This is a genomic window from Ruegeria sp. AM4, assembly GCF_056540665.1.
On the sequence record NZ_JBQFXD010000001.1, the window covers coordinates 387,836 to 413,516 of the forward strand.

Annotated in this window: 22 protein-coding genes and 1 tRNA gene; 13 read left to right on the forward strand and 10 right to left on the reverse strand. The window is 57.9% G+C overall.

Annotated elements, in window-relative coordinates; translation table 11 throughout:
• The first annotated feature begins 15 nt into the window (after positions 1-15).
• The 3 genes from ACR0JA_RS01885 (at position 16) to ACR0JA_RS01895 (ending at position 3,626) form a co-directional block, all read left to right on the forward strand.
• Positions 16-1,050 (forward strand): cysteine synthase A, encoded by a 1,035-nt coding sequence (locus tag ACR0JA_RS01885; protein ID WP_480569183.1) that lies wholly within the window; start codon positions 16-18, stop codon positions 1,048-1,050.
• Positions 1,050-3,479: a DUF3772 domain-containing protein gene (locus ACR0JA_RS01890; RefSeq protein WP_480569186.1), complete on the forward strand. Its 2,430-nt coding sequence runs from the start codon at positions 1,050-1,052 to the stop codon at positions 3,477-3,479. The genes ACR0JA_RS01885 and ACR0JA_RS01890 overlap by 1 nt, the downstream gene beginning before the upstream one ends.
• A 57-nt stretch (positions 3,480-3,536) precedes the next feature.
• A tRNA-Ser gene (locus ACR0JA_RS01895) sits at positions 3,537-3,626 on the forward strand.
• A 78-nt stretch (positions 3,627-3,704) separates the two neighbouring features.
• On the opposite strand, the gene ACR0JA_RS01900 is transcribed toward ACR0JA_RS01895, so the two are convergent.
• From ACR0JA_RS01900 to ACR0JA_RS01915, 4 genes are all read right to left on the reverse strand, one after another.
• Positions 3,705-4,760: a hypothetical protein gene (locus ACR0JA_RS01900; protein ID WP_480569189.1), complete on the reverse strand. Its 1,056-nt coding sequence runs from the start codon at positions 4,758-4,760 to the stop codon at positions 3,705-3,707.
• Between the two features lie 65 nt (positions 4,761-4,825).
• Positions 4,826-5,134 (reverse strand): MocE family 2Fe-2S type ferredoxin, encoded by a 309-nt coding sequence (locus tag ACR0JA_RS01905; RefSeq protein ID WP_480569192.1) that lies wholly within the window; start codon positions 5,132-5,134, stop codon positions 4,826-4,828.
• Between the two features lie 21 nt (positions 5,135-5,155).
• Positions 5,156-6,142, reverse strand: a complete 987-nt coding sequence (locus tag ACR0JA_RS01910; protein ID WP_480569195.1) for a fatty acid desaturase family protein — start codon at positions 6,140-6,142, stop codon at positions 5,156-5,158.
• A gap of 194 nt (positions 6,143-6,336) precedes the next feature.
• Positions 6,337-7,371, reverse strand: a complete 1,035-nt coding sequence (locus tag ACR0JA_RS01915; RefSeq protein ID WP_480569198.1) for a LacI family DNA-binding transcriptional regulator — start codon at positions 7,369-7,371, stop codon at positions 6,337-6,339.
• A gap of 196 nt (positions 7,372-7,567) precedes the next feature.
• Between ACR0JA_RS01915 and ACR0JA_RS01920 the strand changes: the two genes are divergently transcribed.
• The 9 genes from ACR0JA_RS01920 (at position 7,568) to ACR0JA_RS01960 (ending at position 17,151) form a co-directional block, all read left to right on the forward strand.
• Positions 7,568-8,296 (forward strand): SDR family NAD(P)-dependent oxidoreductase, encoded by a 729-nt coding sequence (locus tag ACR0JA_RS01920; RefSeq protein ID WP_480569201.1) that lies wholly within the window; start codon positions 7,568-7,570, stop codon positions 8,294-8,296.
• Between the two features lie 11 nt (positions 8,297-8,307).
• Complete coding sequence (locus ACR0JA_RS01925) at positions 8,308-9,462, forward strand: Gfo/Idh/MocA family protein (RefSeq protein WP_480569204.1); 1,155 nt, start codon at positions 8,308-8,310, stop codon at positions 9,460-9,462.
• 9 nt (positions 9,463-9,471) lie between these two features.
• Positions 9,472-10,386, forward strand: a complete 915-nt coding sequence (locus tag ACR0JA_RS01930) for a sugar phosphate isomerase/epimerase family protein (protein ID WP_480569207.1) — start codon at positions 9,472-9,474, stop codon at positions 10,384-10,386.
• Positions 10,387-10,438: 52 nt separating this feature from the next.
• On the forward strand, positions 10,439-11,467 hold the full coding sequence (locus ACR0JA_RS01935; RefSeq protein ID WP_480569210.1) for an ABC transporter substrate-binding protein: 1,029 nt from the start codon (positions 10,439-10,441) through the stop codon (positions 11,465-11,467).
• 75 nt (positions 11,468-11,542) lie between these two features.
• Positions 11,543-13,027 carry a sugar ABC transporter ATP-binding protein gene (locus tag ACR0JA_RS01940; RefSeq protein WP_480569213.1) on the forward strand — a complete coding sequence of 495 codons (1,485 nt, stop codon included), beginning with the start codon at positions 11,543-11,545 and terminating at the stop codon, positions 13,025-13,027.
• Entirely contained in the window at positions 13,024-13,962 is a 939-nt protein-coding gene (locus ACR0JA_RS01945; protein ID WP_480569216.1) for an ABC transporter permease, read from the forward strand. Before ACR0JA_RS01940 ends, ACR0JA_RS01945 begins: the two co-directional genes overlap by 4 nt.
• A complete protein-coding gene (locus tag ACR0JA_RS01950) occupies positions 13,959-14,966 on the forward strand; it encodes an ABC transporter permease (RefSeq protein ID WP_480569219.1) in 1,008 nt (335 codons plus the stop codon). The genes ACR0JA_RS01945 and ACR0JA_RS01950 overlap by 4 nt, the downstream gene beginning before the upstream one ends.
• A gap of 14 nt (positions 14,967-14,980) precedes the next feature.
• Entirely contained in the window at positions 14,981-16,051 is a 1,071-nt protein-coding gene (locus tag ACR0JA_RS01955) for a Gfo/Idh/MocA family protein (protein WP_480569222.1), read from the forward strand.
• Positions 16,048-17,151 (forward strand): Gfo/Idh/MocA family protein, encoded by a 1,104-nt coding sequence (locus ACR0JA_RS01960; RefSeq protein WP_480569225.1) that lies wholly within the window; start codon positions 16,048-16,050, stop codon positions 17,149-17,151. The genes ACR0JA_RS01955 and ACR0JA_RS01960 overlap by 4 nt, the downstream gene beginning before the upstream one ends.
• A gap of 68 nt (positions 17,152-17,219) precedes the next feature.
• On the opposite strand, the gene ACR0JA_RS01965 is transcribed toward ACR0JA_RS01960, so the two are convergent.
• Positions 17,220-18,101 carry a LysR family transcriptional regulator gene (locus tag ACR0JA_RS01965; RefSeq protein ID WP_480569228.1) on the reverse strand — a complete coding sequence of 294 codons (882 nt, stop codon included), beginning with the start codon at positions 18,099-18,101 and terminating at the stop codon, positions 17,220-17,222.
• A gap of 113 nt (positions 18,102-18,214) precedes the next feature.
• Here ACR0JA_RS01965 and acdA point away from each other — a divergent pair, with 113 nt between their 5' ends.
• A complete protein-coding gene (acdA, locus tag ACR0JA_RS01970; RefSeq protein WP_480569231.1) occupies positions 18,215-19,435 on the forward strand; it encodes a 3-sulfinopropanoyl-CoA desulfinase in 1,221 nt (406 codons plus the stop codon).
• A 54-nt stretch (positions 19,436-19,489) separates the two neighbouring features.
• Here acdA and ACR0JA_RS01975 read toward each other — a convergent pair whose 3' ends face one another.
• From ACR0JA_RS01975 to ACR0JA_RS01995, 5 genes are all read right to left on the reverse strand, one after another.
• Positions 19,490-20,506, reverse strand: coding sequence for a D-cysteine desulfhydrase family protein (locus ACR0JA_RS01975; protein ID WP_480569234.1), 1,017 nt, complete (start codon positions 20,504-20,506; stop codon positions 19,490-19,492).
• 19 nt (positions 20,507-20,525) lie between these two features.
• Complete coding sequence (locus ACR0JA_RS01980; protein WP_480569237.1) at positions 20,526-21,254, reverse strand: hypothetical protein; 729 nt, start codon at positions 21,252-21,254, stop codon at positions 20,526-20,528.
• Between the two features lie 106 nt (positions 21,255-21,360).
• Positions 21,361-22,101: an aspartate/glutamate racemase family protein gene (locus tag ACR0JA_RS01985; protein ID WP_480569240.1), complete on the reverse strand. Its 741-nt coding sequence runs from the start codon at positions 22,099-22,101 to the stop codon at positions 21,361-21,363.
• 43 nt (positions 22,102-22,144) lie between these two features.
• Positions 22,145-23,371 (reverse strand): NAD(P)/FAD-dependent oxidoreductase, encoded by a 1,227-nt coding sequence (locus ACR0JA_RS01990; RefSeq protein WP_480569243.1) that lies wholly within the window; start codon positions 23,369-23,371, stop codon positions 22,145-22,147.
• 16 nt (positions 23,372-23,387) lie between these two features.
• Positions 23,388-25,601 (reverse strand): TRAP transporter permease, encoded by a 2,214-nt coding sequence (locus ACR0JA_RS01995; protein ID WP_480569246.1) that lies wholly within the window; start codon positions 25,599-25,601, stop codon positions 23,388-23,390.
• Positions 25,602-25,681: the final 80 nt, after the last annotated feature.

Sequence of the window (25,681 nt, forward strand, 5' to 3'; positions counted from 1 at the left end):
CGACAAGAGGGCGCCATGCGCATTGCACGAGACCTTGCCGACGCAGTCGGAAAAACCCCGTTGATCCGCCTGCGCCGCATCAGCGAAGAAACCGGTTGTGAAATTCTCGGCAAGGCCGAGTTCATGAACCCCGGCCAATCGGTCAAGGACCGCGCCGCGCTTTACATCATTCGCGATGCGATCGCACGTGGCGAACTGAAGCCCGGTGGCACGATCGTCGAAGGGACGGCGGGCAATACCGGTATCGGTCTGGCCCTGGTCGGCGCATCAATGGGTTTCAAAACGGTTATCGTAATTCCCGAGACCCAGTCGGAAGAGAAAAAGGACATGCTGCGCCTTGCCGGCGCACAGCTGGTGCAGGTTCCGGCGGCCCCGTATCGCAACCCAAACAACTTTGTGCACTATTCCCGCCGTCTGGCCGAAGAATTGGCGCAAACCGAACCCAATGGCGCGATCTGGGCCAATCAGTTTGACAACGTGGCAAACCGGCAGGCGCATGTTGAAACCACCGGTCCCGAAATCTGGGAACAGACAGGTGGAAAGGTTGACGGTTTTGTCAGCGCCGTCGGATCGGGCGGAACGCTGGCCGGGGTGGCTGATGCGCTGCAGCCCAAGGGGGTCAAGATCGCTCTGGTCGACCCGATGGGTGCAGGGCTTTATTCCTATTACACCACCGGTGAGATCGCGATGGAGGGTAGCTCAATCGCCGAAGGCATCGGGCAGGTCCGCATCACAAAGAATCTGGAAGGGTTCACGCCGGATTTCTCGTATCAGATGACCGATAACGAGGCGCTGCCCTATATCTTCGATCTGTTGCGTGACGAAGGGCTGGTCATGGGCGGCTCGACAGCGATCAACATGGCAGGCGCCGTGCGTCTGGCCAAGGATCTGGGACCAGGCCACACAATCGTGACGATCCTGTGCGACTACGGCACCCGTTATCAGTCGAAACTGTTCAACCCCGAGTTCCTCCGGGAAAAGGAATTGCCGGTACCTGACTGGATGACCGAGGCCCCCCGCAGCATTCCCGGCGTGTTCGAGGACGTATGATGATGCGCCAGGCCCGCCTGTTTCTGGCGCTGATCATTATTTGCCTGATCAGCCTTGCAGGCGCGGCCATGGCGCAACTGTCCGACCGGCAAAGCGATTACTACAAAGGCTGGCTCAGCACTGCTGACCGGGCTGAGTCGGTTATCGAGGCCAATCGGGCCTCGGACGCGGCGCTGGAAAATTTGCGCGCAGAAATAAATGATTACCGGGATGACTTTAACCGGGCGCGTGGTGCCAACACCGACCGGATACAAACGCTTGAAGGGCAATTGAAAGCATTGGGCCCCAAGCCCGAAGAAGGATCGTCCGAGCCGGAGGATATCGCGCAACTCCGGTCGCACCTGGAAGACCAACTTAACGGTCTGCGCGTTCCCCGGATCATTTCCGAGGAAGCTTACAGTCGGGCCAATGGCCTGATCAGTGAGATCGACAGGATCATCCGGGACCGCCAAACCAAGGAATTGTTAGAGCGGGGGCCATCCCCGCTCAATCCGGTCTATTGGGGCCCCGCATGGGTCGATGTGCAGGAAGCAAGCCGCGCCCTGTTCAACGAGACCGTCAAAAACCTGCAAACAGATGTGGTTCACGAGCAATTGCATCAGCGTGGGCTTGGCATATTGCTTCTGGTCGTCATCGCCGCGGTCTTGTTGCTGTATGGGCGCCACTGGTCCGAAATCGGTGGGGACTATCTTCGCAAGCTGGGCGGCCGGGGCAGCGGTGTCTGGACATTTGTGATCTCGCTGTTTCGGATCCTGCTTCCTTGGCTGGGTGTCTGGGCACTGGTAATGGCCGTTACCATGACCGGAGTGCTGGGGCTGCGTGGAACGCTTTTGTTTCAAAACATTCCCTATTGGGCCGCAATCGTCTTCTTCTATGACTGGATCGGGCGTCAGATCTACCTGATGGGCGCCGCGCAGAACTTCAAGCGACTGTCTGCGGCCAGGATCACTGAGCTGCGGGTCTACATCGATCTGCTGGCGGTGATGCTGATCCTGCATGAGTTGGCGATCTTGTTCGAACAGATCGAAAACATTTCGGACGCGACCCGAGCAGTTGTCTCGTTTCCGGTGATCGTCGCAACGGCCCTGCTGCTGCTGCGTGTCCGTCAGGTTCGTCAACCAGCCCGGCTTGCTGAACAGGCAGATGTGGAAAACAACGCACGTACTGCCAGCATCTACCAGGCGATAGAGTTTCTGCGCCGGGCCTTGTTTCTGCTGGGGATCGTGTCGCCGGTCCTTGGGGCCTTCGGCTACATCAACGCGGCCGAAGCGATTGTTTTTCCCACCGTCAAAACTCTGGTGCTGTTTGCCGCGTTGCTGATCCTGCAACGGTTCTTCAGCATGCTCTACGGTTGGATCACGGGGCAGGGTGAGGCGGCCCGAGACTCACTGTTCTCGGTCCTTGTGGGATTTGCGCTGGCGATCCTGTCGATTCCGATCCTGGCCTTGTACTGGGGCGCACGCGAGACCGACCTGCTTGAGGCATGGTCGCGCCTATTGTTGGGGTTCAATGTTGGCGGCGTGACAATTTCGCCCAGCAACTTCCTGACCTTTGTTGCGGTTTTCGTCATCGGCTATACCCTGACGCGGTTGTTGCAGAGCGGATTGCGCAATTCTCTGCTGCCAAAGACCAACATCGATCCCGGTGGACAGAACGCAATAACCGCAGGCACCGGTTATGTCGGGATTTTCCTGGCAGCGCTGGTTGCGATTATGGTCGCCGGTTTTGACCTGTCTTCGCTGGCGATTGTGGCCGGTGCACTGTCGGTCGGCATCGGTTTCGGCCTGCAAACCATCGTGTCGAACTTTGTTTCGGGCATCATTCTGTTGGTCGAACGTCCGATCTCGAAAGGCGATTGGATCGATGTGAACGGGATGATGGGCTATGTGCGCGACATCTCGGTCCGATCGACCCGGATCGAGACCTTTGACCGTTCGGACGTCATCGTCCCGAACTCGGACCTGATCAGCGGCGTGGTGACGAACTATACCCGGGGCAACACGATCGGGCGTTTGATCGTGCCGGTCGGTGTGGCCTATGGCTCGGACACGCGCCGGATCGAAACCATTCTGGGCGAGATTGCCAATGCGCACCCAATGGTCTTGGCCAACCCCGCGCCAAGCGTGGTCTTTCAGGGGTTTGGCGCAGATTCGCTTGACTTTGAAATTCGCGCGATCCTGCGCGATGTGAACTGGGTCCTGTCGGTCAAATCCGACATGAACCACGAGATCAACCGCCGTTTCGTCGAAGAAGGCATAGAAATCCCGTTCGCACAGCGCGACATCTGGTTACGCAACGCCGAGGTCCTGCGCGAAGGCAGTCCCGAAACAGCCGAAGAACCCCCGGAAATGACGCCCGCGCAGAAACAAACCGGACCGGTGGAAATGACCGAATCCGACATGGATTCCGGCGACGGAGACGAGCTGTAATTCTACTGCAATCGGGCCTTGCAAATCCCCGTTCAATGGTTCAAACATCGCCGGCACGGAGAGGTGGCCGAGTGGTCGAAGGCGCACGCCTGGAAAGTGTGTAGGCGGGAAACCGTCTCCAGGGTTCGAATCCCTGTCTCTCCGCCACCCACACCGATTTCCGATTACCTGCGATTGTGCGGCGAATGAGTGTGGTACTAAAACGGTGACCGGTCTTCAAACGGCTCAGAAAAACTCGTTGTCGAATTCGATGTGCTTGCGCGTTCCGCATTCTCCGAGGACCTCCAGCCCGCCGTGGCGCAGGTTTACGGATTGAAGTGGTGACCCTGCTGGCCAAGCGATGGCGCCGATCGCGTGTTTGACGGCCGAGGTATTGTTTGGAGAAAGTTCCAGCGCCCCTGGCCCGTTCAATGTGGCATCGCGGTTTTTGCCTAGAATATGCGCCGCAGCGCCTTCTTCGATGCCGAGGCATCCGAAATGACGACCGGACCAAGGCGGAAAATCGCGGCCGCCATTTGAATGCCAGAGCATTGTCATGGGAAGCGCCGTCGCGCGCTTGAGCGAGATGAACAAGTCGCCCTCGACCGGTCTGGTTACCGCTGTCCATCCCAATACCTGATCAGCCATGTCGATGCCCACGACAAAGTCTTCATGGTTTGGAAACCAAGGGTATCGCGTTAGATCTGCGGAGCCTTCTCGCGCGGGGAAACTTTTCGGGTCCTCGCTGGAGGCTGGGTAGATCAGCCCGGATCGACCGCGTTTCGGATCGGATTCCTGTGGTGTTTCAGGCGTCATCCAGCGGGATTTGGGCGAGGTCCGAATTAGGCCGCCATTGGGTATTGAGATATTTGCGTGGTTGGCGACTGGAACTGAGCCGCTACCGCCAACGAAGGTATGTTTTTGGTAGACAAACGGATGGCTTGGGCGAAGCCAAAGTTCCTTGTGGACTTCTGCATCGTTAACGCGGTGGTCCAGACGCGCCGACAATCGATCTGGCAATTGGTCGGCGATTGACCAAGGCGCGTTGGCGGGCCAGCCGTGCAGGGGAGCCCCGTCTTTTTCCTGACCGAACGGAGCGCAGAAAAAGTCGCCTCCAAGCTTGTGCAAATGCGGCGCAAGCCCATCGGGAAGATCTTCGTCTACTCCGACCCATGGGGCGCGGTGCAGCGGCGAAATCTCGGTGCCATCGTCGAAAACAGTGAAGCATTTGATCATGCCGATGCTGGCGTCGAACGACAGCCGGATGCCATCTGTGCTTAGATTGATCATTTCATCGGGCATTGGGCTACCTGGCTGATACTCTGATCTCGGTCGGTTCGCTTGCTTTGTATCCGGTGGAGATTCCTTCAAACAAGAACGAATACGCGGCCGTTTTCGACCTTGGTTTGATAGGTGCCGAGCTTATCGCAAGCCGGGGCGCGCAGCGCGTTACCCGAGCGGTAGTCGAAAAGCCCGTTGTGCCTGGGGCATTCGATCTCGTAATCCATCACCAAACCATCCCCCAGATGAACGTGTTCGTGGGTGCAAAGACCGTCGGTGCAAAAGAACTCACCTTCGGGGCTGCGGACGATCGCAAAGGTCCGATCCGCGTGATCCCAGCGAACGACGTCTTCTTCTTCGACGTCATCGATTGCGATTGCTTCGATCCAAGGCATCTCGACCTCCTGCCAAATGAGTTAACCGTCACTGCTCCGATCAGGCACATGTGAATGCAAGTGTTCTTTGTAAGGCTGTGCGGTAGGTGGAAGCGTTCGTCTAAGCACATATTCCGGATCGCTCCGCTGCCGCATTACGGCCCCCATCATCTCGGTGTAGGCACCCCAGATCGAGGCGTTGGGGGCGGGAAGATCGTCCTTGATTTCCTCGTGCAACGCCGGAAGTGCGTAATATGGCACCATTGGGAACATGTGGTGTTCCACGTGGTAGTTCATGTTCCAGTAAAGCCAGCGACTGATCGGGTTCATGTAAACGGTTCGGGAATTCAGACGGTGGTCAATGACGTCTTCGGGCAAGCCGCCATGTTGCAACAGGCCTGTCATGACAAAATGCCAGCACCCGTAAACGCGTGGGCCGCCGATCAGCAGGATGGGGATTGTCGATTTCCATCCCATCCCGCCTGCAAGCATCAAGCCGGATAGCAGCAATACTGCCGCGTAGATTAGCATATGGATCCGGGCCCAAAACACGGCCTTTGGCCACTCGGTTTCGGGGATATAGTCCTGTTCATCGGGCGACAAATGCCCGAGCGCATTGCGAAACAATACGCGCAAAGACAACCAGGTGTCGTAAATTCCGATAAATGCGAGGGCCTTGAGAACAAGGTTGATCGGGTGCATCCAGGCGATTTCTGGGTCCCGACCCACGATCAGAGTGTCGGTGTGGTGTCGTGCGTGGCTCCATCGCCAGTTCACGGGGTTTCGCATGATCTGAAATGACGCGATATGATAAACGACATCGTTCATCCAGCGTGTGCGAAACGCGGTGCCATGCCCGCACTCATGCCAGCGGCTGTCGCAGGCCGAGCCGTACACCACGCCGTAAGCCAGCCAGAACGGGACCGCGAGCCAGCTTCCCCAGAAAAAGATGCCCCCGGCAGCAAGAATGATGTGAAGCCCGATCCACAGTGCCGTATCTCGCAGGGCAGGGGCATCCCGGCGTTTCATCAGGGATTTCATAGTTTTACGCGGGATGTCGCTGTGGTACCACTCCGCCGCTGCCAAGCCGATGTCGACGGCATTTTTACCGATCTCGCCGGTCAGGGAGTAATCTCGGACCGTTTTCGGTCGAGGCCTATGCTTAGGCGTCTGGGTCATCGGTCTGTGTGGCGTCGCATAATCAATTCCGGTTTTTCTGGGTGCTATGCACCGCTTGAATTGGGTGGGGCAGTGCTAGCGCGTTCGATCAATTCGACCGGAACGGGGGCCTCTGGTTCTCCTGTAGCCAATCCTGACGCGAGACGGTCAAGCAGCAGTTTGGCCGCGCGTTGCCCCAACAGGTGCCTGTTCTGACGGATCGTCGTCAACGCGGGCACATAGTATTCCGACATTTCGATGTCGTCGAACCCGACAACGGAAATATCGGCTGGCACGCGAACGCCACCAGCCTGCAACCCGGCGATCAGTCCAAACGCCACCATATCTGCCGAACAGAATACAGCCGTGGGCCGATCCTGCATCGCCAAGATGCGCGCGGCGGCCTCGTATCCGGATTCAAGTGAGAAATCGCCTCGGATGATCCATTCGGACGGTGCAGGCAGGCCAAGGCGTGCCCGTTCCGAAACCATGCCTTCCCGGCGCGCGGTTGTCAGAACATTCCCCTGGGGCCCTGTGACATGAGCGATTTTTTGGTGGCCAACGTCGTGCAGATGGCGGATCGCCAGCCGCGCACCTTCTATGTTGTCGCTCTTGATGACCGGAAAGGTCTGGTCTTCGACCCACTCACATAGGAAAACGATCTTTTCTTTTGCACCGGCCTGAATGCACCTGCTTAGGACTGTTTCCGACAACTGCCCATCCAGGGAAATCGCGCCATCGATGCGCCCATCAAGGAAGTACTCGGCCAGGGTGGAATCGTGAATCGGGTTGCTTTCTGTGTCTGTGATCAGCACCGCGTAACCGGTGCCCGCAAAAGCCTCGCTGATACCTGCAAGAATGCCGGAATAGAACGGTTTGCCCAAATTTGGGACAAGGGTCAGAACCGCATTCGCCCGCTGCATCCTGAGATTTCTGGCGGCCTGATTGACCCGGTAACCTGTGCTTTGGATCGCAAGCATCACGGCATCCTTGGTGGATTTTTTGACAAGGTCCGGATTGGATAAAACCCGGCTGACCGTAGCGGTGGAAACGCTGGCCTCGCGGGCGACATCCTGAATGGTTGCGGGTTTCTGGATCATGGGTCCTGGTTGCAAAGTGAGATTTCAGTTGACTCGAATCTCTGGTGCTGTCGATTATGTAATCGATTTCATCTCTTGAAAAGGGCGAATATCCAAAGATGTAATCGTTTGCAGACGCAAGAATCGCAACTCGGGGGAGTGCAATGATCCGCGCCGTCAAAGCTGCCAGAGGCAAGCCATTGACCTGGTGGACGGTTTGACCGCCACCGCTCAGTTTGACTATTCCGGCGCGCGGGTCACCGTAGTCGGAGCAAGCCGCGGCGGTATCGGGGCGGCCATCGCGCGCGCCTTCAAGGACGCTGGCGCCGAGGTCGAGATCACTGGGGTCGAGGCAGAATGCCTGCCCGAAGACGCTGCCCGGTTCCCATACACCCAGCTTGACGTGGTGGATACCGATGCAGTCGAGGCATTTGGACGAGAACGCGCCGAGCTGGATGTGCTGGTCAATTGTGCGGCGATCACGCGGCGCGGAGGGGAAATGGAGCCCGGCTTTTTCAGCCACGTGCTGGATGTCAATCTGGTCGGAACCATGCGTTGTGCGCGCGCCTTGCATTCCGCTTTGCTCGCGCGCCGGGGGCGGGTGATCAACATCGCGTCGATGTATGCCCGTTTCGGGTCTCCGCGTAACCCGGCCTATGGCGCCTCCAAGGCGGGTGTTGAGCAATTGACCAAATCCCTTGCAGTGGCCTGGGCATCAGACGGCATTCGCGTGAACGCCATCGCGCCGGGATTCATCGTGACCGAGCAATCGGCAAGGGCGAGGCAGGATCCGGAATTTGTCGATGCGATCGAGGCGCGAACACCAATGTCCCGGTGGGGGATTCCAGCAGATATCGTTGGCGCAGCGCTGTTTCTTGCCTCTGACGCCGCCGCATTTGTAACCGGCATCTGTATGCCCGTCGACGGAGGGTACTCGGTTGTCTGAAGGAGGGAACGATGTCTGACGTCTCGACCATCCGCGCTGCGGTGATCGGAACCGGTTTTATCGGAACGGTTCATGTTCAGGCCCTGCGCCGCCTTGGTGTCCAGGTTGCGGGCGTGCTTGGGTCGTCGGCAGAGCGCGGGAAAGAACGGGCCGCAGAAATCGGTGTGGCCAAAGCGTATTCGTCGTTGGACGCCTTGCTGGAAGACCACGCTGTGGACGTGGTTCATGTCACGTCCCCGAACCACGCCCATTTCCCACAGGTCATGGCGATCCTCAAAGCTGGCAAACACGTGATCTGTGAAAAGCCACTGGCGATGACCAGCGCACAATCGGCAGAAATGGTGGATATGGCGGCCGCGTCGGGGAAAATCTGCGCGGTGTGCTACAACATCCGGTTTTATCCTTTGAACCAGCAAGCGCATGGAATGGTCGAGCAAGGAGAACTCGGGCATATCCGCTTCGTGACCGGTCACTATCATCAGGACTGGCTGGCAAAGCCCACGGACTGGAATTGGCGGTTGCAGTCCGAAATGGGCGGCGCTTTGCGCTCGGTCGGGGATATCGGCACCCATTGGGTCGATCTGACGAGCTTTATCACTGGTTTGAAAGCCAAATCCGTTTTTGCTGATCTGACGACGTTTCTTCCTGAGCGACAGCGACCAACGGGCCCGGTTGAGACGTTTTCCAGTGGCGAAGGCTCGACCGAAGCTGTCGCCGTGGACACCGATGATGCCTCGGCGATCATGATCCGCTACGAGGGTGGTGCAAAGGGCGTGATGACCACGTCTCAGATCAATGTCGGGCGCAAGAACTCGCTGGTCTGGGATGTTGCCGGCAGCACCGCCAGCGCGGCGTGGAACAGCGAGACTCCGGATCACCTGTTCGTCGGGCATCGGGATGCCGCCAACCAGATTTTGATGCGTGATTTCACTTTGATGAATGCAACCGGCACGCGGGCCGCGACCTTGCCGCCCGGCCATGTCGAAGGGTTCGCGGACAGCTTTCTCAATTTCTTCCGCGCCGTCTACACCGACATCTGCGCGGGTAAACGCGGACCAGACAGCACCTGGGCGACGTTTGAAGACGGTCACTATGAAATGCGGTTCTGCGATGCCGTTGTGAAGTCTGCGCGCGAAGACCGCTGGGTCGATCTGGACGAGGTTTGAGGGAACGAAATGAAACTTGGACTACTGACCGCACCATTTGAAGATACGGAGCTGATGGATGTTGCCGCTTGGGCGTCAGGCAACGGGTTTGCGGCGTTGGAGATTGCATGTTGGCCGTCCTCCGGTGGCGAACAGCGTCGTTATGCGGGCACGAGCCACGTCAATGTCGACGGCCTGACGGTCGCGCAGGGCAAGGACATAGTGGATGAATTGACCGGCAAGGGCATCGAGATATCCGGTCTGGGATATTACCCCAATCCGCTGCATGTGGACGCTTCGCACCGCGATGAGGTGATCAAGCATCTGAAAAAGGTGATAACGGCAGCGGGTACCATGGGGCTTTCTGTCGTCAACACCTTTGTGGGGGGCGACAAAAGCCTGAATGTTGACGAAAACTGGGCGAGGGCGCAGAGCATCATCTCTCCGATCGTCGATCACGCCCGAGGGCAGGGTGTACGCCTGTGCTTTGAAAACTGTCCGATGATCTTCAGCTACGATGAATGGCCTGGCGGTCATAACATCGCCTATTCACCAAAGATCTGGCGCAGAATTTTCGAGGAATGGGGCGACGATGTCGGAATGAATTTCGATCCGTCTCATCTGATTTGGCAGTTTATCAATCAGACAAGGTTCATCAAAGAATTCGGGCCGCACATCGCGCACGTCCATGCCAAGGACCTGATGGTGGATCATGACGGGCTGTATGAACACGGGATCATGTCGGCAGGAATGGGATGGCAGGTGCCACGACTCTGCGGTCTGGGCGATGTCGACTGGTCCGACTTTTTCTCGGGCCTCTACCGGGTGGGGTATGACGGCCCCGTCATTATCGAACACGAAGACAGGCTGTTCGAGGGGACGGACGAAAAGATAAAACGCGGGTTTCTACTGGCACGCGACGTGCTGCAACCGTTCATCAAATAGAAGGGCGGAAAGCCCCGAGCGTATCAATGTTGTTCAAATGGGAGGTACTACTATGAAAAATCTACTCACAGGTGCGGCGACCATCGCCATTGCGGCTGCGTTCACGCCAGCGGCATTTGCTGCCGATTACACGATTGGTGTGTCCAATACCGTGCAAGGCAACGGATGGCGGGAACAGATGATCTGCGCCATGCGGGCTCAGGCCTTGGTTGAAGAGGATGTGTCGAATCTGATCGTCGCCCATCGCAATACCGATTCAGCCGGGCAACTGGAGGATATCAACAACCTGATCGAAGCTGGCGTCGATGCGATCGTCCTGAACCCGTCAAACCCGGACGCATTGAATTCGGCGCTGGATGCGGCGATGGAAAAAGGTATCGTGGTCGTTGCTGTCGATGCAGGCGTAACGGCGGACGGCGCATATATCCTGTCGAACAACCAGGAAGAATACGCCTATCTCGGCGCGAAATGGCTGTTCGAACAGTTGGGCGGCTCGGGTGACGTCGTCTATATGCGCGGCATTGCTGGGGTCTCGGCCGATACCGACCGCGACAACGGCTTCAAGCGCGCCTTGGCGGAATATGACGGCATCAATGTCGTGCACGAGGTGTTCACCGGCTGGCAGCAGGACCAGGGCAAGCAGCAGATTTTTGATTATCTGGCCACAGGTGTTCCGTTCGATGGTGTCTGGACCAGTGGAATTGACAACGTCATTGTGGATGCTTTTGTGGAATCCGGTGCGCCACTGGTTCCAATCGTCGGCGCGGATAATGCCGGGTTTGTCCAATACTTGACCGAAGTTGACGGTCTTCAGGGCGCTGCAGTCACCAACCCGGGGTCTGTCGGCGGGGCCGGGATCGCCTTGGCGGTCGACATTCTGAATGGCAACGCGCCTGACAATAAGACCGTTCTTGTAGATCCTGTGCTTTGGGAAAACGCTACGGACGAAGGCGTTGCCACCATTACCGCTGCGCAAAACCCGAACCTTGATCCCGAATGGCCGGTCTCGGTCACTGTTCCCGGCTGGACGGATTACACGATGGAACAGATCATCGAATGTAAGGGTCCGGGCGACAGCTGAGATCATTCGTAATTTGCAGGCATTCCCTCTGCCCGGTTGGGCAGGGGGTGGATTAAACTGGAATAGCGGGCACCGATGACCGAAACACATCTCCTCGACGCTTCAGGGATTGCCAAGAGCTTCGGTGCTGTCCGTGCTTTGACCGACGCCAATCTTTGTGTTTCCAAGGGCGAGGTTGTTGCCCTGATGGGGGCAAACGGGGCAGGGAAATCCACATTCGTGAAGATCATCACCGGTGCTTTGAAACCGGATAGCGGTGAGGTGCTGATCCGCGGGCAATTGGCGCGCGTCGGTAGTCCGGCAGAGGCGCGGAAGTCGGGTCTCGTCCCTGTGTATCAAGAGCCCTCGCTGATCCCCGATCTGGATGTGGCCGATAACCTGCGTCTGACGGACACCCCGCTTGAGCCGTTCAGGCATTGGGTCAGCGAACTCGGGATTGAACAGCTGAACTTGTCGGACATGATCGGCGAATTGCCTCTGGCCACGTTGCGCATACTCGACCTCGCGCGGGCGCTGGCATCCGAGCCTGATGTGGTTTTGCTGGATGAGATGACGGCCGCACTGCCCACAGATCTGGTTGAGAGGGTTCTGAGCGTCGTGCGTTCGCAAGCAAACCAAGGCATGGGCGTCATCTACGTGTCGCATAGGTTCAGCGAAATTTCTGAACTGTGTGACCGGGCCTCGGTCTTGCGGGACGGGATGACCGTCGGTGATTTGACAATTGAGCCTGGCGTCGAAGAGCGGGCAGTGGAACTGATGCTGGGGCAAAAACTGGACCTGGGCGATCGTGGAGATTCTCATGCCAACGCCGTCGCGCGCGATAAACCGCGCCTGTCCGTCAGGAACCTCGCGATTGCACCGAAAGTGTCGAATATCTCATTCGACCTCTTTCCGGGCGAGGTGCTTGGCGTGGTCGCGCTTGAGGGGCAGGGACAGGATGAGATGTTCGAGTGTCTGGCCGGGTTTCTGCCGCCAACCGCGGGTGTGATCGAGGTCAATGGCTCGCAAGTCGGGTTCAGGCATCCAGCGGACGCCATCGAAGCCGGATTGACCTTTGTTCCGGGTGATCGCGCCGATGCGCTATTGGCGCAACGCTCGGTCAAAGAGAACATAGCCCTGCCATTTTCAGCGCGTTTGCGGGATTGGGGCCAACTGAAATTGCGACAGGAACGAGACCGCGTCGACTACGCCATCGAGAAGCTACAAATCGATACGCGCGCTCAGGGTGAGGTTCAGCGACTATCGGGGGGAAATCAGCAGAAAGTAACCATCGGCCGGTGGCTCGCCACGGGTGTCGAGACATTGTTGCTGTTCGACCCGACCCGCGGGATCGATGTTCGGACGAAGCGCCAGATTTACCCTCTGGTGCGGGAACTGGCGCAAAACGGGGCCTCGGTCCTGTTTTACACCTCAGAGCTGGAAGAGGTTCCGCTGGCTTGTGACCGGGCGCTGGTCATCTTCAACGGTCGCGTCGTGGACGTCATCGACGCAAATGATGCGGATGAGCAGACCTTGCTGCGCGCAGCCTATGGCCTGACGGAAAATGAGAGCGCGGCGTGACTAAGATACTTCGCAAAAATTCCTGGCTGCTCGGTCTTGTCGTGTTGCTGCTGGTTCTGTTGGTTCTCACCAAACTCATACAACCCTCTTTTGGCGCGTCCGGCCTTGAGAGCATTGCGCGCGCCGCGCTGCCCTTTGCCTTTGCGACGGCTGGTATGGCTGTGGTGGTGATTGTTGGCGGGATTGATCTGTCGGTTGCGTCGATGATGGCGGTTTGCGCTGTTTCTGCTGCTGTGTTGATGGAACGGATGGCGGGCCTTCCGGCTATCGTGATCGTGTTGGGCATTGGCTTGGCGATGGGGTTGATCAACGGCGCCCTGATCGTATTGACGCGCGTCCCTGATATCGTGGTAACGCTGGCGATGCTGTTTGTCTGGGAAGGGACCGCTCTTTTGATCCTCGAAACTCCGGGCGGATCGACAACCGGCTGGGTCCAGCAGAGCATTCGCGGCAGTATCATTCCCGGCCTACCCAGCGCTCTGGCAATAACGATCGGTTGCATTGCGTTGGTGTGGCTACCCCTGCGGCGATCCAAACTTGGCATTTCAATCTACGCGGTCGGATCGGACGAACGCGCGGCGTTCAGGTCGGGCGTCGCTGTAGGTCGCGTGAAAATTGTCGCCTACGGAGTTTGTGGGCTGTTCTGTGCCTTCGGTGGCCTAAGCCTCGCGGCATTGACCGGGATCGGCGAGCCGGTGCCCGGACCCTATCTGCTGGCATCTGTTGCAGCCGTTGTTCTGGGCGGCGTCGTTCTGGGCGGCGGGCGCGGCGGGTTGCTTGGACCGATTGTCGCTGTGTTCATCCTGCGAATTGTTCGTACGATCCTGACATTTCTGGCCGTGGACCCCAACGTCACGACCATCATCGAAGGTACGATCATGGTCGCCGTCGTGTTGCTTGGCACCGCGGCCTCTGCGCGAGGTGCGAGACGATGAGTATGGCCGTGAATGACCCAACCGTAGTTCGCATCGGTCGATACTTGCGCGACAATCCCGTGATACCGCTTTTGGTCTTTTTGGTTCTGCTGATCGCCGTTTTGGAGTTTATGCGACCCGGAATAGTCACTCCATTCCGTGCAGGGCGCGACGGGCTGATATCGACCTTTTGGGTCGGCAATCTGATCAAGTTTGCAATACCGCTTGCGATGCTGGCTGCCTGTCAGGTTCTGACCATGCTGACAGCCGGGATCGATTTGTCGGCAGGTATAGTCGCGACCGTCGCGGCCTTTGTCTGTGCAACCCTGACGTCACTTTGGGGCGTGACCCCGGCGGTGCTGGTTGCGTTGGCGTCCGGTTTGGTTGTTGGAGTGGTCAACGGCCTTGGGGTCGGACTGGTGCGGGTGCATCCGCTGATCATGACGCTGGGGACCGGGCTGATCGCCACGGGGTGTCTGCAGGTGTATCAGCGGCTGGTGATCAATGCCGGCTCCGAGATCCCTGCGTTTCTGACATGGCTTGGAACCGGGCGCACTTTGTCCATGCCCAATGGGTTGTTTCTGTTCGTACCTTTCGCGTTGTTCATCTTCTGGCTGATGCGGTTTACCGGATTTGGCAGATTGCTGTTTGCACTGGGCTCGAACGAAAACGCGGCCAAGCTTTCGGGCGTCAAATCCTGGCAGGTCTATCTTGCACTTTACGCTCTGTCCGGAGTGATCGCAGCAGTCGCCGGATTGCTGTATCTTGGAATGATCCGGCAAACGTCGCTGAGTCTGGCCAATCCGCTTTTGCTGCCCTCGGTCGCGGCTGCGGTGATCGGCGGTACTTCGATCTTCGGAGGACGCGGGAGTTTCGCGGGCGCCATCGTGGGCGCGTTGATCATCAGGGTTCTCGATACGATGCTGACGCTGATGCAGATGCCCGAAGGCGCCAGAACAGCCCTGTTTGGTCTGATCATTCTCGCAGTGACCGCCATTTATGTCAGGATCACGGGAAACCGGTAGAACGGAGGAAGCCCATGTTTCGGATTGTTGGAATTAGCTTTGACCACATGCATATGGGCGATCTTCTTCGCATGGTGCATGATCACCCCGACGCGGAAATTGCCGCGATATATGATCCTGATGTGTCCAAGATGGCATCGGCGATCGAGAATTTTGACCTTCCGCAAGACCGGGTGTTTACCGATTTCGATGCCTGTATGGCAGCCGGTCCCTACGATATGGCCATTCTGTGCGTCGCCACAGCGGATCACGCCACGTACACCGAAAAACTCGCGGCACATAATCTGCACGTCTTTGTCGAAAAACCATTCGCAGCTTCGTCCGAGGATGCGCGCCGCATGATCGCCGCGATGGAAGGGACCGGGAAGCAGCTAATCATCAACTGGCCATTGCGGTGGGTGGAAAGCCACGTCACTGCCAAGCGCCTGATCGACGAAGGACTGATCGGCGAGTTGCGAGAGGTGCATTTTTACGATGGCAACCGCGGCCCGCTGTTTCACCTTGCCGACAAGGTCGAGGTTAGCCCGGAAGAGGTCGAGCAGCAGAAACCAAACTCTTGGTGGTACAAGAAATCGTCCGGTGGTGGATCGTTGCTGGACTACCTGGGTTACGGGGCAACGCTTGGAACCTGGTACTTGGAAGGCGAAGCACCGATCGAGGTGACCTGCACGGTCGATGAAACCCCCGGCATCGAAGTCGAGCAGCATGCCATCGCTGTCTGTCGCTATGCGCGTGGCCTGTCCAAGATGGAAACCCGGTGGGGGACATTCACCGACCCCTGGACCACGCAACCGCAGCCCACCTGTGGGTTTGTCTTTGTCGGAACAGACGGAACGATCTCGTCCCCTGACTACGCAGATCACCTTACGGTTCAGACCCGCGCGCGACCGGAGCGGCACAAGATCGTCGCCGAACCGCTGCCCGAAGGGGAGGCCAATGCGATTGAATACGCCCTGGGCTGCATTCGTCGCGGTGAAACAGTCGCGGGGCCTTTGAGCCCACAACTGTGCCTGACGGCACAAAGGATCGTTGATACCGCTGTGCAGTCGGCCGCTGAAAAACGCACTCTGGAGTTGCTGCCATGAGCGAAGATGCCGCCGACACAGACACTTACGCGTTGAAATCCAAGGATTTACCGGAAATCGACGCGCCCGAGGTCGACTACCAACCGCCAAACCCTCGATCCTATCGTCCGCGGATCGGTATGATCGGGACCGGTGGCATTTCAAACAGCCACCTTGATGCCTATCGCTCGGCAGGTTGGGACGTTGTGGCGCTTTGGAATCGAAGCCGGGCAAAGGCAAAAGAAAAGGCAGCGGAGTTCTACCCAAATGCCCGCATCGAAGACAGCTATCAGGACCTATTGGATGACAGCGAAATCGACGTCATCGACATCACATTGCCAACCGACATTCGTGCGCCAGTGATCGAGGCGGCCCTGAAAGCAGGCAAACATGTGCTGAGCCAGAAACCCTTTGTGTCCGACCTGAAAACCGGAACAGCTCTGGTTGAACTGGCTGACCAGCACGGCGTGAAACTTGCCGTGAATCAGAATGGACGCTGGTCGCCGCACATGGCCTGGATGCGCGAGGCGTGCCGCGCCGGTCATGTCGGAGACGTGCAATCGGTTCACACTGCCATTCACTGGGACCATGGCTGGACGGCGGGGACGCCATTTGACGAGATTGAGGATCTGATACTTTACGACTTCGGAATTCACTGGTTCGATTTTGTCTCAACTATTGTCGGGGATCGGGCGAGGTCCGTGTTCGCCAGCGCCTCTTGCGCGCGGGGTCAGGCCAATAAAGTGCCGCTTCTGGCGCAGGCAGTGATCAAATTGGATCAGGGGCAGGCCAGTCTTGTGTTCGATGGCAGTACGCAACACGGGCCGATGGATACGACTTACATTTCCGGCACCAAAGGCAGCATCTGCTCGACAGGACCTGATCTGGGACAGCAATCTATCACCTTGACGACTGCAGACGGGTCGGCCCGCCCAACGTTACGCGGTACGTGGTTCAACGACGGGTTTCAGGGGGCAATGGGTGAATTGCTTTGCGCCATCGAAGAAAACCGCGCACCCGACAACTCGGCCCGAAACAACCTGAAGTCACTGGCATTGACCTTTGCCGCGATCCAGTCGCAGCGCAGCGGCCAACCGGTCGCGATTGACACGCTGATGTAAGTTCCTTGCGCTTCGGCACGGTAATCCCAAATGCACGTCTTAAGGCGAACAGGGCGACCGGAGGCGGTTTATTCGGTACCACTGTCCCGCCTGCGGCCCAGCGAAGATGCCAACTCGGGCCGGTAACGATCCAGGATACTGTCGCGCAATGTGACAAGGACCAGTTTGCGTTGAGGAGACGCCTTGGCATCCAGAGTCACCAAATCCGGTGCGCGGTATCGCTCGACATCAGGGACGGGCAGAAGCGTAAAGCCCAGCCCGGCGGAGACGCACTCCATGATGGCCTCCAGGTTATCAAGCACAACGGTCTTGGCCTGCGACGGTCGTTCATGGCGGATCATGACATGGGCAATCAACTTTCCAATTCCGGTGTCTGGCATGAAGTGAAAAAACACGCCTTCGGACAGCAGTTTGGGTGCTCCTTGGTCAAGGAGGTCTTTGTGCGCTGCAAAGACCAGCGGTTCTTTCCGCAAAACCTCCGAGGCCAGTTCGCTGGGCAAGCCGTCCGCGTCGGTGATGATCGCCGCGTCCAGCAACCCGGTCAGGACTTTCTGTTGCAAGTTGGCAGACAAACCGGTCTCGAACTCGAACGAGGCATGGGGCAATTCGCGAGTGGCGGTTTGAAGGAATCCGGGAAGCAGGCGAACTGCCGCAGTTGTCACGAAGCCCATACGGAATTTACCGGCCAACCCGCCACCTTGCCGACAGATTTCCACAAGATTGTCTTCGTGTCGCAGTAAAGGAACCGCTTCTTCGACAATTGCGCGCGCGATTGGTGTCAGGCGTGGTGGTCTGACCGAGCGATCGAATAGCTCGGTCCCTAAGGCTTCTTCCAATGATTTCATCTGCATAGACAGCGCCGGCAATGTCATTCCCAGCTGTTCTGCCGCATCGCTGAAAGATTGGACGCGCGAAATTTTGACGAGGCTTTTCAGAGATCGTGTCTGCATAAGTTCAGTATAATTGAATAAGATATAAAGTTTAAGTTTGTTTTTCTGAATAACTACTTCTGCTATCCTGGCATTATCACGCCTTCGTGAAGTGTTTGTTGGGAGTTCCTGTGATGTCTCGTCGATTGCTCGAAGCAGCCAAGGACCTTGCGCCTGAGTTTGAAGCACGTGCTGCCCACTGGGACAAAACCCGCAGCTACTGCTGGAGCAACGTCGCGTCCCTGACCGACGCCGGGATCATGGGCATGACGATCCCGAGGGAGTTTGGCGGTCAGGGGGCAAATTTTTCCGAGGTTGTCGAGATTGTCGAAGAGATCGCAAAGGTCTGCACATTGACGGCTCGCATCGTTGTCGAAGCGAACATGGGCGGTATCAGCGCGGTCATGGCCTATGGTACTGAGAAACAGAAAGCATTCTGCGCGCGTCATGTTCTGGCAGGGGACAAACCAGCGATCTGCATTACCGAACCGGATGCGGGCAGCGCCGCGACAGACATGCAGACAACAGCCCGCAAGACCGGAGACACTTATGTCATAAACGGTCGCAAACACTGGATCACGGGCGGCGGCGTTTCGAAACTGCACCTGATTTTTGCCCGGGTGATCGATGAAAACGGCGACGAGTTGGGTATTGGAGGGTTTATCGTCTTTGCCGATCCGTTGAACGCTTACCTGCCCGACGGGTTTGAGGTCGTGGGCCGAGAAAACACATTGGGTCTGTGCGGTATGCCCGAGGCGGAGTTGAAGTTCACGAACCTCGAGGTACATGAGGATTGGCTACTGCAACCACCTTCCGGGCTAAGGCGCGGGTTTGCAGATTTGATGGCGGCGTATAACTCGCAAAGGGTGGGTGCGGGTACGATTGCGATGGGCGTGGCAGCGGGTGCGCTGGAACGTGCGAAACAGTATCTGCGTGAGCGCGAGCAGTTCGGTAGACCTCTGGCCGAGTTTCAGGGGTTGCAATGGATGGTGGCTGACATGGATACGCAGGTCCATGCAGCACGTCTTATGTTGCACGACGCCGCAAAATCTACTGGCGGAAGCCAAGGAGAATTTCCCGACATGGCCAAGGCAGCGCGCGCCAAGCTCTTTGCGTCAGAGATGGCAATCAAGGTCGTGAACGACGCGCTTCAGATGTTTGGTGCGCGCGGCTACAGTGACCGGGAACCACTGGAGCGTATGTACCGCGATGTTCGGATGTTCACGATCGGCGGCGGAACAGCGCAGATTCTGCGCAATCAGATTGCCAGTTCGGTTTTGGGGATCAAAAGCCTGCAAACGAGGGACGGGTATCTGGCGCAGGCAGTTTCTAGGCAAAACCTCGCTGCTGAATAATGCCTGTGGCTCAGCGCACGTCGCGGTGCCACGCGATATTGCCGAACCGATAGTTCAGGCCGGTTGCGTCGGGCTGAGGTCGTTCTGGTAACCGAACAGTGCAGGCAGTCCGCCTGTATGTATCATCACCACCTTTTGCCCTTGCTCGATCTGCCCATGCTCAACCAAATCAAGCAGGCCTGCAAAAGTCTTGGCGGTGTAGACGGGATCAAGGAAAATCCCTTCGGTCCGCGCCATCAATTCCAGCGCTGCCCGGGTCTTTGGACCCAGTTTGCCATAGCCGGGGGCCAGTGCTTTGTCCCAGGTCAGGACATCAGGCACAACCATCGCCGGATCACTACCCAATAGATCTGACAGCAACTCAAGGACTGTCACCATCCGGTTTTGCTGCAACTGGCTGTTTCGACGAACACAGATGCCAAAGACCGGGGCGGACACGCCCGAAGTTCTAATGCCCGTCAGCAGACCCCCGTGCGTCGCCCCGCTACCGGACGGGACAACGACGGCGTCGAAATCCTGCATCTGCTCGCAAAGCTCTTGCCCTGCGGCAACGTAGCCAAGCGCACCCAGCGGCGGGTGGTGCAGGCCCAGATGAATGACGTAAGGGGTGCGACCTTGTGCTTTCAACTCCTCGGCCCGGGCGTGCAGGGCTGCGTCCGCTCCGGCTTCGTCTTCGCCGACGGGATAGCTCATGTGTTCGGCCCCGAGGATCTTGGCCAATAACACGTTGCCGGATTGATAGTATTCCACCCCCATATCCGGGACACGCTCTTCCAATTGCAGGACAGATTTCATTCCAAGCCGCGCGGCGGCGGCTGCAGCGGACCTGACATAGTTGGATTGAACCGCCCCGGTAATCAGGATCGTATCCGCACCCTGAGCCTGCGCCTCACCAAAGTAGAACTCAAGCTGCCGCGTTTTGTTGCCGCCAAAGCCGAGCCCGGTCAGGTCGTCCCGCTTGAGCCACAGGTCGATCCCCAGCTTTTCTGACATCCGGTCCAACCGCTCAATCGGCGTGGTGCCGGACATGAAGTGGGCCCTTGGAAACTTGGAGAGAAGATCTTTTGACATCGTTTTCGACCTCTGAAATTCAAGCGACAAGGTATGCGCGTTGAAAAAGCACAAAGCAGGCCGCCAACGAGATTACGCGGATCGCAGCCCTGACAAGGGGTTGGGGCAGGTGCGATCTGACCGCGCGCCCGATCAAGCTGCCGACAAATGCGATGCCCACAAAACCCCAAAGCTGGGACCCAAAGGGAACTGATTGCCAGTCAGAAATCCCGTGCAACAGAAACGCAGACCCATAGGCGACAAGCGCGATGGGTTGAACCAGAACGGCCACGTCCCGGGCTTCAAAGCCTCGCGCAATCAGCCCAAAGACCATCAGCGGCCCGGGTGTTGCAGCCCACACCGTTGCCAGGCCGGATAGCCCGGACACTGCCCCAAAACCGGTCGCACCAATCGCGTTCCGCATTGGAAGAATGGTCGTGATCACGCCAACCAGCAAAAGCAAACCGGTCAACGCCAGAACGAAGGATTCACTGAGCCACGGGTAGACCATCAGGCCGGCAACGATTCCGAGCAGGCAACCGAATATCGCCGTAGATAATGTGCGCCGCTCAGTCGTCACGACGCTCCAATCCGTTGCAACAACAGAAACGATTGTATTCAATAGCAAAAGTGCGGGAACCGCTGTTGTAGTTCCCAACAGGATCATCATCGGCGGACCGGCCAGAATGCTGAATCCGATGCCAATTCCAACCTGTAGCAGCGCACCCAGAAGAACGGCGACCATCAACAGGGACAATCCCAGGGACATATCATACATCTCGTGTCACGCTCATCCCCTTAGCTGACCAAAACGCCCAAACAAACGTCTAGTTCGGACTTGGGCGAAAAGCGAGCGCTGCGATTGCTGTGGATGATCAAGCCCAAGGCATGATGCCACCGTAAGGTGCCCGTGCTGACACCGCGTGGGCCATCTGCGCCAGCGTCGTCAGATCAAAGACCGGCAGCCTAAGCTCTTCCTGAATCCGTGCGGCATAGGGCGGCAAATCCGTGCATTCCAATACCAGCGACCTGATTTCTGGTGCCTCACGTTTCAACTGATGCGCGGCCTGCAACACTTCGGCCTCGACCAGATCCGTATCCATGCGCGTTCGAGTGTTCCGTAAGATCACTTCGGCGAATTCCTCGGTGTCTTCCAATCCTTTCACGGCGACGGGAACGTTTGCGGCCCCAACGCCTTCGAAATGCCTGGGCGTCAGCGCCGAAGCATCTGCGGTCAAGACACCTACGGGCGCATTGGCCCCGGTCATGTTGAACGCCAGCGGCACTTGTATCAGGCTCGAGGCGAACACCGGGACCGAGACGCAGGCTGCCAGTTCCTTTTGAAACAAGGCGAGGAAACCGCAACTGCCCGTGATGGCGCGCACGCCCTCGGCTTCCAGCCTTTGAGCGCCCTTGATGAAAGGCTGCAGCAGTTCGGGTCTGGGGTCGTTCAACAAGTCCGGCACGGTCACGCCGTCGATCATTTCGTACAGTACGGGGAAGGGCAGGCTGGACGGGTTCTTGATGTGGCCAGGCGGTTTGGGGAAGTAGCTTTCCAAACACAATACGCCGATGGAGGCACCGCAAATATTTTGTCCACCATCATAAATCGGCATGCCTTTTCCTTCCGTTAACAAGTCCTTGGCGCGAATAGAACGCCTAAAACCGATCCAGCGAATACGGATCAAGTTCAATATTGAGTCGTCGATCTGACAGAAGATCGGCCACAAGCTCTCCGGTTTTTGGGGCCATCATCAATCCGTAGTGGGAATGCCCGAAAGCTGCGTAGAGACCCGACTTGCCGTTCACCTGACCAATCGCTGGAAGACTGTCGGGAAAGGAGGGCCGCCGCCCCATCCAAAAGCGCGCGTCCTGCGTGTTCAGGTCCGGCATCATCGCCTTGGCCTGTCGAGTCAGCAGCGCCTTTTTACGCGGGTCTGGCGGTGCGTCAATCTCTGCAAACTCTGCCGTCCCCGCGACTCTGAGGCCATCCAGCATGGAACTGGCGACAACTTTTGCCTCAACGTCCATAACCGAATTGCTAAGTGAGCTTTGGGCATCCGGGAACTCGACGTGATACCCGCGCTCGGCCACCAAAGGCACTTTGATCCCCATCGGCTTTAGCAGATTGGCCGACCATACTCCGGCTGCCATGACGATATGTTGCGCCTGTATCGTTTCGTCCGAGGTCGTCAATTCCCAACGGCCATCCGCGCTTTGCGACAGGGACCTGACCTCCGCTTTCACGATCTCAGCGCCCTGCGCTTGTGCTTTCTTGGCCAATACAGCGCCAACGCGCCCCGGGGAGAGTATGCGCGCCTGTCCCTTGATCAGCACGGCGGCTTTGAACTCTTCGGACAATGCCGGTTCGATGCGACGAAGCTCGGCGCCATTGACACGCTCGATTTGCGCACCTTTTTCTTCGCGGATTTGATAGTCCAATCCGCCGAGGTTTGCATTCTCGGAACGGCGGAACGCGTGCACATAATAGCTGTCGGTGATCAGGTCTTCGTGCCCGGTCCCGTTCAAATGCTTGCGGTACAATTCGATGGAGGGGCGGCACAGCATCTCCATTGCGTCCGACGTTTTCCGAACCTTGCTTTCGTTCGAATTGCCCAGGAACCGCAGGCCCCAAGGGATCATCTTGGGCCAAAAGGCGCTGCGCACCGATAACGCGCTTTTCGGGTTCAAAAGCATTGCGGGCAGTTGCTTCCAAATACCGGGCATGGCCTGCGGGATGATCGACCATGGCGACACCACGCCCGCATTCCCGAACGAGGTTTCCTGCCCCGGCTCGCCTCGGTCGATCAGGCGCACGGGAATACCGCGTTCCTGAAGCGACAGGGCGCAACAAATGCCGACGATCCCTGCGCCGATAATGGTCACGTGTTCTGTCATCGCATCAGGCCGGAGAGTGGGTGCGATTGCGGGCGATCAGTTGGGTGACGATAACGGGTGCAGCCACCGCGAGCGCGATCAGATCAGCGGTCAGGCTTGGCGCAACAAAGATCACACCAGCGATGGCCATCAGGATACGTGACACCATGTTCAGAGGTTTCAGCCAATAGCCGACCACCGCTGCGGACAGGGCAACGACGCCCGCGATACAGCTTGATGCGGTGTAGGTGAACTCCCACAGATTGAACCCGGTCGAAGACACGAACAACAGGACCGGCGCATAGACAAACGCCATCGGTGCGATCACCTTGCCCAGCCCGAGCGTGAAGGCCGACAAGCCGGTTCGGAACGGGTTCGAGTTGGCGATGGCCGCCGCCGCATAAGCGGATGTACAGACAGGCGGCGTAATCTCGGACACCACGCCGTAGTAGAGCACGAACAGGTGGCTGGCGATTGGCGGGACGCCAAGCTGAGCCAGCGCAGGCTGCGCGACCGAGACCAGCATGATGTATAGCGCCGTGGTCGGGATGCCCGCGCCCATCAGGATGCAGACGATGGCAATGAAGACCAGCGAGATGAACAGCTGCAGGTCTTCCATCGCAAACAGCTGGAAACTGCCGAACGAGATCATGTTGTAAAGATCTGACGCCAGATTACCCGCGCCCTGCGTAACCATAAAGCCAATGCGGAAACCGATGCCGGTGGTGTTGATAACACCGACCACGATGCCGACAGCAGCGGCAGCGGCACCTACCGCCAGCGAGTATTTTACACCCAGTTCAATCGCTTGCAGCATCTCGGGCACTTCAATGCGTTTCTGCGGATTTAGTGTTGCGATCAGCGACAGGCTGCAAAGTATGGCTGTCATGGTCAGATCAAAGCCGCCGTCCGAGAACTTCCAAAGCACAAAGGCCAGGAACGCAGCCGCATAGATCAGCGTTGGTGGCTGTTTCAGCCGCGACATGCCCGCGATGACCGCCAGTGATATGCCGCAGAACGCCGACATGAATGGGGTATAGCCGGTGAACAGCACGACAAGCAGCCCGATCAGTGGGACGATATTGGCCCAACCCTCGGCCCACACTGCCTTGAGCTGCGGCAGTTGCTCTTTCGCCAAGCCTTTCAGGTTCAGCTTGCGCGCCATCAGGTGCACCACGGCGAAAACGCCGACATAGTGCAGGATCGCCGGGAAGATCGCCGCGATGACGATGGTGGTGTAGGGCACCTCGAGGAACTCGGCCATGATGAAGGCAGCGGCTCCCATGATGGGCGGGGTGATCTGGCCACCGGCCGAGGATGCGGCTTCGACCCCACCTGCAAAATGGCCGGGGTATCCAAGGCGCTTCATGTTGGGAATTGTCAGCGCGCCGGTTGAAACGGTGTTGGCCACCGAGGAACCCGAGATCGTGCCGAAGAAGGCCGAGGATACCACCGACACTTTTGCCGGACCGCCAGTGTAGCGTCCCGCCAAAATAGTAGCGTTGTCGATGAACAATTGCCCCAATCCGGTGCGCTGCGCGATCACGCCAAACAGCACGAAATGGAACACGATGGTGGAAACCACCCAAAGCGTGACGCCATAGATGCCTTCTTGCGGGAAGTACATCGACGACACGAAGGTTTTGAAGTTCACGCCGGGATGTTGCAGCAGGCCGGGGAAATACGGTCCCAGCAGGGCGTAGGAGATGAATACACAGATGATCAGCGGCAGCACCCAGCCCAAAGTGCGTCGCGCGATGTCCAACACCAGCAGGATGATGATTACACCTAATATCACGTCATAGGTGTTGGGGTTGCCCATGCGGAACGTCTGTTCCTCAATCCCCAGAAACGGAATGCCGCGCCAGGCAACGCCAACATAGAGGGCAGCAACGATCCCCAGCGCCATGAAAACCAGGTCATAAAGAGGGATGTTGCCGATGCGGAACCGGCTGACCTTAAGCGCATAGAGGCTTTTGGCGCCGATAACCGGGATTGTCGCGTAGACCAGAATGAACAGTAGGGCCAGATAGATGCCCATATGCCAATGGTCGGCGGGCAAGCCGAACCCGGCAGTGAAGAATTCATAAAATGCAAGGATCAGGGCAACGACGCGCAGTACCTTGCCCGCAGTGGGCGTGACCTGCCGTACGGCGGCACCTTCGTCGAACTGTTCTTCGATGGCCGCAAGTTCTTCGGCCGTCAGTTCGTGGTCATCAAGTTTCTGGGTCTCGGACATGATGGCCCCCTGATTTCGCATAGTTCCAGAGTGCGGTGCCCCGGAACAGGGGGCACCGGCGATACGGTTCTGTCAGTAGC

What these genes read in the sequence shown, in the direction of transcription:
- ACR0JA_RS01900 (WP_480569189.1), bottom strand. Translation starts at nt 4,760, where the DNA reads ATGCCCGATGAAATGATCAATCTAAGCACAGATGGCATCCGGCTGTCG.
- ACR0JA_RS01915 (WP_480569198.1), bottom strand. Translation starts at nt 7,371, where the DNA reads ATGATCCAGAAACCCGCAACCATTCAGGATGTCGCCCGCGAGGCCAGC.
- ACR0JA_RS01935 (WP_480569210.1), top strand. Translation starts at nt 10,439, where the DNA reads ATGAAAAATCTACTCACAGGTGCGGCGACCATCGCCATTGCGGCTGCG.
- ACR0JA_RS01960 (WP_480569225.1), top strand. Translation starts at nt 16,048, where the DNA reads ATGAGCGAAGATGCCGCCGACACAGACACTTACGCGTTGAAATCCAAG.
- ACR0JA_RS01980 (WP_480569237.1), bottom strand. Translation starts at nt 21,254, where the DNA reads ATGTCCCTGGGATTGTCCCTGTTGATGGTCGCCGTTCTTCTGGGTGCG.
- acdA (WP_480569231.1), top strand. Translation starts at nt 18,215, where the DNA reads ATGTCTCGTCGATTGCTCGAAGCAGCCAAGGACCTTGCGCCTGAGTTT.
- ACR0JA_RS01985 (WP_480569240.1), bottom strand. Translation starts at nt 22,101, where the DNA reads ATGCCGATTTATGATGGTGGACAAAATATTTGCGGTGCCTCCATCGGC.
- ACR0JA_RS01930 (WP_480569207.1), top strand. Translation starts at nt 9,472, where the DNA reads ATGAAACTTGGACTACTGACCGCACCATTTGAAGATACGGAGCTGATG.
- ACR0JA_RS01940 (WP_480569213.1), top strand. Translation starts at nt 11,543, where the DNA reads ATGACCGAAACACATCTCCTCGACGCTTCAGGGATTGCCAAGAGCTTC.
- ACR0JA_RS01950 (WP_480569219.1), top strand. Translation starts at nt 13,959, where the DNA reads ATGAGTATGGCCGTGAATGACCCAACCGTAGTTCGCATCGGTCGATAC.
- ACR0JA_RS01975 (WP_480569234.1), bottom strand. Translation starts at nt 20,506, where the DNA reads ATGTCAAAAGATCTTCTCTCCAAGTTTCCAAGGGCCCACTTCATGTCC.
- ACR0JA_RS01965 (WP_480569228.1), bottom strand. Translation starts at nt 18,101, where the DNA reads ATGCAGACACGATCTCTGAAAAGCCTCGTCAAAATTTCGCGCGTCCAA.
- ACR0JA_RS01910 (WP_480569195.1), bottom strand. Translation starts at nt 6,142, where the DNA reads ATGAAACGCCGGGATGCCCCTGCCCTGCGAGATACGGCACTGTGGATC.
- ACR0JA_RS01905 (WP_480569192.1), bottom strand. Translation starts at nt 5,134, where the DNA reads ATGCCTTGGATCGAAGCAATCGCAATCGATGACGTCGAAGAAGAAGAC.
- ACR0JA_RS01995 (WP_480569246.1), bottom strand. Translation starts at nt 25,601, where the DNA reads ATGTCCGAGACCCAGAAACTTGATGACCACGAACTGACGGCCGAAGAA.
- ACR0JA_RS01955 (WP_480569222.1), top strand. Translation starts at nt 14,981, where the DNA reads ATGTTTCGGATTGTTGGAATTAGCTTTGACCACATGCATATGGGCGAT.
- ACR0JA_RS01885 (WP_480569183.1), top strand. Translation starts at nt 16, where the DNA reads ATGCGCATTGCACGAGACCTTGCCGACGCAGTCGGAAAAACCCCGTTG.
- ACR0JA_RS01925 (WP_480569204.1), top strand. Translation starts at nt 8,308, where the DNA reads ATGTCTGACGTCTCGACCATCCGCGCTGCGGTGATCGGAACCGGTTTT.
- ACR0JA_RS01890 (WP_480569186.1), top strand. Translation starts at nt 1,050, where the DNA reads ATGATGCGCCAGGCCCGCCTGTTTCTGGCGCTGATCATTATTTGCCTG.